Source organism: Streptomyces sp. NPDC050704, assembly GCF_040654355.1.
Classification (GTDB): Bacteria; Actinomycetota; Actinomycetes; order Streptomycetales; family Streptomycetaceae; genus Streptomyces.
In genome coordinates this window covers 1-4163 of record NZ_JBFAHW010000244.1, presented here as the reverse complement: position 1 = coordinate 4163, position 4163 = coordinate 1, and the positions used below count along the sequence as shown (strand labels likewise).

Genomic DNA, 4163 nt, shown 5'->3' with positions numbered 1-4163 from the left:
GCCAGGACTGCTCGTACCGCCGGAGAACCCCGCGGCCCTTGCCGCCGAACTGCGTGGCTGGTTCGGTGAGGCGGACGTGCGCCGCCGGCTGAAGGCAGCCGCGCGCGCCCGCCGGGCCTCGCTGGACGGCTGGGCCACCACGGCCCGGAGTCTGTCGGGTGTCCTGGGGCGACTGAAGAGCGAGGCCAGGAGGGGGGCGGCATGAGTACGAGCACGACGCCGCCGGGGATTCCAGGGCTCGAAGAGGAGACGGCCACGGCTTCGCTGGGGCACGACGAGAAGACGACGACCGGAGCCGTGGTGCGGGTGCAGGTACAGGGGCGGGACACAGGAACGATTCGGCTGGGCGACCACACCCGCGGTGCGGGTGAGCCCGAGGACGACACGCCTCGTTACGCCCCCGAGTGGCTGGAGTTGCGTGAGCCCGCCGACGCGGCCGCCCGGTCGGCCGAGCTTCTCGACCCGCTGCGGATCCGGCTCGCGAACCTTCCGACACGGGCCAACGGCCTGGTCATCCACGACCTCGGCTGCGGCACCGGCTCCATGGGCCGCTGGCTCGCGCCCCGCCTCGACGGTCCCCAGCACTGGGTGCTGCACGACCGCGACCCGTATCTGCTCCACTTCGCCGCCGTCGGATCGCCCCGCTCGGCCGCCGACGGCAGCCGCGTCACCGTGGAGACGCAGCGCGGTGACGTCGCCCGGCTGACCGCCGACGCCGTGGCCGGCGCCTCGCTGGTGACGGCCTCCGCACTGCTGGACGTCCTCACCCCCGACGAGATCGAGGCCTTGGCCGCGGCCTGCGCCGGGGCCGGCTGCCCCGCGCTCCTGACGCTCTCGGTGGTCGGACGCGTCGAACTCACACCGGCGCACCCGATGGACGCCGAGATCGCCGCCGCGTTCAACGCCCACCAGCGCCGCGGCGACCTGCTCGGCCCCGACGCGGTCACGGTGGCCTGCGACGCCTTCGCCCGGCACGGCGCGACGGTACGGGTGCACCCCAGTGCCTGGCGCCTCGGCCCGGACGAGTCCGCGCTGACCGCGGAGTGGCTGCGCGGTTGGGTCGGTGCGGCGGTCGAGGAGCGCCCGGAACTGGCCCCGCGCGCGGACGCCTATCTCCGCGATCGCCTCGCGGCCTGCGCGGCGGGCGAGCTGAGCGCGGTCGTCCACCACAGCGACCTGCTCGCACTGGCCCGGCCCACCGGAGGAGCCTGATGAGCGCGCAGGCGGTGGTGGACGAGGAGCGGTCACCGGCCGTCCGCGACGACATGAAGCCGCGGACGGCGCGGGCGGCGCGGCGGGAACGAGACGGCGACCGCACTCAGGCGCCACGGGCACGGACGAGTGCGAGCCCGAGTACGTCGAGCCCGAGCACACCGAGCCCGAATACGCCGAGTCCGAGTACGTCGAGTCCGGCCGTGAGCCCCCGTGACGGCGGGGCGCGCCCCGCCTCCCGTACCGTCCGGGCCCGTCTCAACTCCCGCGTCCTGCGCACGCACTTCGGCACGATCGCCGGTGTGGTCATCCTCGTCGTGCTCACCTGGCGCCTCGGTACCGGTGTCTTCGTGGACGGCCTGCGCCGGATCGACGGTCCGACCCTGCTGGCGGCGCTCGGCATCGGCGTGCTGACCACGGTGTTCAGCGCCTGGCGCTGGTGCGTGGTGGCCCGCGGGATGAAGCTCCGGCTGCCGCTGGGCCCCGCCGTCGCCGACTACTACCGTGCGCTTTTCCTCAACGCGGCGCTGCCTGGCGGTGTGCTCGGCGATGTGCACCGCGCGGTACGGCACGGGCAGAGCAGCGGGGACGTCGGCCGCGGTGTCCGCGCGGTGGTCCTCGAACGGGTCGCCGGACAGGCGGTGCTGGCCGCCGTCGGCGTAACGGTCCTGCTCACGCTGCCGTCGCCGGTGCTGACGGAGACCAGGCACCTCGCCGTGCTGCTGGCCCTCGTCTCGGTGTGCGGGATCGTGACCGTGGGCGCGGTCCGCGGCAGGGGAAAGGCGCCGAGTCCGTCCCGCCGGGCCCGGGCCGTGCGCGCCGCGCTCGCCGAGGCGCGCGGGGCACTGCTGGCCCGCGGGAGCTGGCCGGGGGTGGTGATCTCCTCCGTGGTGGTGCTGGCGGGACACGTCCTGATGTTCCTGCTCGCCGCCCGGGCGGCCGGATCGGCGGCGCCGGCGGCCGAGTTGGTGCCCCTGGCGCTGCTGGCCCTGATCGCCATGGGGCTGCCGCTGAACGTCGGCGGCTGGGGCCCCAGGGAAGGCGTCACGGCCTGGGCCTTCGGCGCCGCCGGCCTGGGTGCGAGCCAGGGGCTGACCGTGGCCGTGGTCTACGGAGTGCTCAGTTTCGCCGCGAGCCTGCCGGGCGTCGGTGTACTGGTGGTGCGCTGGTACGCCGGGCTGCGGCGCCCGAGGGAAGAGAGCGCGGCCGCCGAGCCGGGCCCGGACTCGTACACGGAGTCAACGGGGGCCCGGATCTCGGTCCGCTCGGGAGGGGACGGGGACGATCAATGCCCATCAACGACCGCTGTATGCCCGCTTTCCGGGGGCGGCGTCTCCGAGGTCAGCAGGGAGAAGTACGCCCCGAAGGAGTCGGCCAGCCCGGCCAGGAGCTCCTTCCCCTTCTCGGCGGACGCCATCGAAGGACGGCCGATGACACCGGACTTGGTATAGGCCGACATGCCGAGGGTGAGCAGATGCCGACGGTCGTCGGCGACGAAGTCGGTTGTCTCGTAGCCCGGTTTGACGAATTCCGGGCAGGAGTGCAGCAGAATGGAGGTCTCAATTTCCCCCGCGTGCATATCGCTGAGCAGCGAGGTCTGTACCCCGGCCCTGTCCAGCGCCGCCTCCCAGTCCTCCGCGGCCGGGAAAAGAGCCATTCGCGCACCGGCGGCGGTGGATTCCTGGACGACATTGCCGAGTACGTAATTCCCGCCGTGCCCGTTGACCAGTACGAGCGTGTCCACGCCCGACCGGCGCAGCGAGTCGGCGATGTCCCGAACCATCGCATGGAGGGTCACGGAGGAAATGCTCACCGTTCCCGGCCAGGCCGCGTGTTCGTGCGAGCAGGAGATTGTCACCGGAGGAAGAAGGTGGACCGGGTATGCGGCAGCGACCTCCTGGGCGATGGCGCACGCGACGAGTGTGTCGGTCGACAGCGGAAGAAACGGGCCGTGCTGCTCGAAGCTGCCCACGGGAAGCACGGCGATCTGCCGGGAGACACCGGCGCCGCGTGCCCGCACGTCGTCCGTGGTGTCCGCGGGCAACGGTCCTGACACTGTGAGCCGACTTTCCGAACCGCCCGAATTGACCATGTTCTCGCGACCTTTCGTCTCTGCTTAGGAACCAGAATCATGACAGAAATAGATGGCGTACTCGCCGGGAAAGCCGGCTCTTCAGGTGTCAAGCGGGTCGTGAATGCCCCACTGCCCACGGTGTACGGCGAGTTCGAGGCCGTCGGCTACCTGGACCGTACCCGCGGAGACGAACAAGTTGCTCTGGTCTTCGGCGACGTACGGGAAGAGGGAATGCTCGTCCGGCTGCACTCCGAATGCCTGACCGGAGACGCGTTCGGGTCCAGGCACTGCGAGTGCGGTCCCCAGCTCTCCACCGCACTGCGGGAGATCGCCGCGGAAGGGCGCGGCATCCTCATCTACCTCCGGGGGCACGAGGGCCGCGGCATCGGTCTGCTGGCCAAGCTCCAGGCGATGAAGCTCCAGTCGGAGGGCCTGGACACGGTCGAGGCGAACCTCGCGCTCGGTCTCCCGGTCGACGCCCGCGACTACGGGGTGGCTGCCGACATCCTGCACGACCTCGGTGTCCGGTCGGTGAGACTCCTGTCCAACAACCCGCGCAAGCGCGAGGCGCTGCTGTCCAACGGCATCAAGGTCGCCCAGCAGGTCCCCCTGCTGATCCCGCCCTGCGAGGACAACATCACCTACCTGCGCACCAAGCGGGAGCGCCTGGACCACGACCTGCCGCACCTGGACGCCGTGATGGCCCACCGGGTCTGAGGGCCCGGGTCCGAACGCGCAGCACACCGCGACCCGCCCCAACGGGTCCGACTGCGCACCACGCCGGCACCCCCCAGCAGGCGCCGGGCTTCCAGGAGGCGGCGTTCGTCGATGAGTTCACGTACCCCCTTGCCGGTGGCGGCCCGGGCGGCGCGGCTCA

The 4163-nt window shown here is 72.0% G+C and carries 3 protein-coding genes and 3 pseudogenes; 4 read left to right on the top strand and 2 right to left on the bottom strand.

The window, feature by feature from the left end:
• From AB0I18_RS51665 to AB0I18_RS51655, 3 genes and pseudogenes are all read left to right on the top strand, one after another.
• A pseudogene (locus AB0I18_RS51665) lies at nt 1-205 on the top strand (glycosyltransferase family 1 protein); the annotation flags it as partial.
• A complete protein-coding gene (locus AB0I18_RS51660; protein ID WP_363112825.1) occupies nt 202-1212 on the top strand; it encodes a class I SAM-dependent methyltransferase in 1011 nt (336 codons plus the stop codon). The pseudogene AB0I18_RS51665 and the gene AB0I18_RS51660, both read left to right, overlap by 4 nt.
• Nucleotides 1212-2291: pseudogene (locus tag AB0I18_RS51655) on the top strand (lysylphosphatidylglycerol synthase transmembrane domain-containing protein); the annotation flags it as partial. The gene AB0I18_RS51660 and the pseudogene AB0I18_RS51655, both read left to right, overlap by 1 nt.
• 206 nt (nt 2292-2497) lie before the next feature.
• On the opposite strand, the gene AB0I18_RS51650 reads toward AB0I18_RS51655, so the two are convergent.
• Nucleotides 2498-3304: a creatininase family protein gene (locus AB0I18_RS51650; protein ID WP_363112824.1), complete on the bottom strand. Its 807-nt coding sequence runs from the start codon at nt 3302-3304 to the stop codon at nt 2498-2500.
• 39 nt (nt 3305-3343) lie between these two features.
• On the opposite strand from AB0I18_RS51650, the gene ribA reads away from it, so the two are divergent.
• Nucleotides 3344-4003 (top strand): GTP cyclohydrolase II, encoded by a 660-nt coding sequence (gene ribA, locus AB0I18_RS51645; protein ID WP_363112823.1) that lies wholly within the window; start codon nt 3344-3346, stop codon nt 4001-4003.
• Nucleotides 4004-4068: 65 nt separating this feature from the next.
• Here the strand turns inward: ribA and AB0I18_RS51640 are convergent.
• Nucleotides 4069-4163 (bottom strand): annotated as a pseudogene (locus tag AB0I18_RS51640) (AraC family transcriptional regulator); the annotation flags it as partial.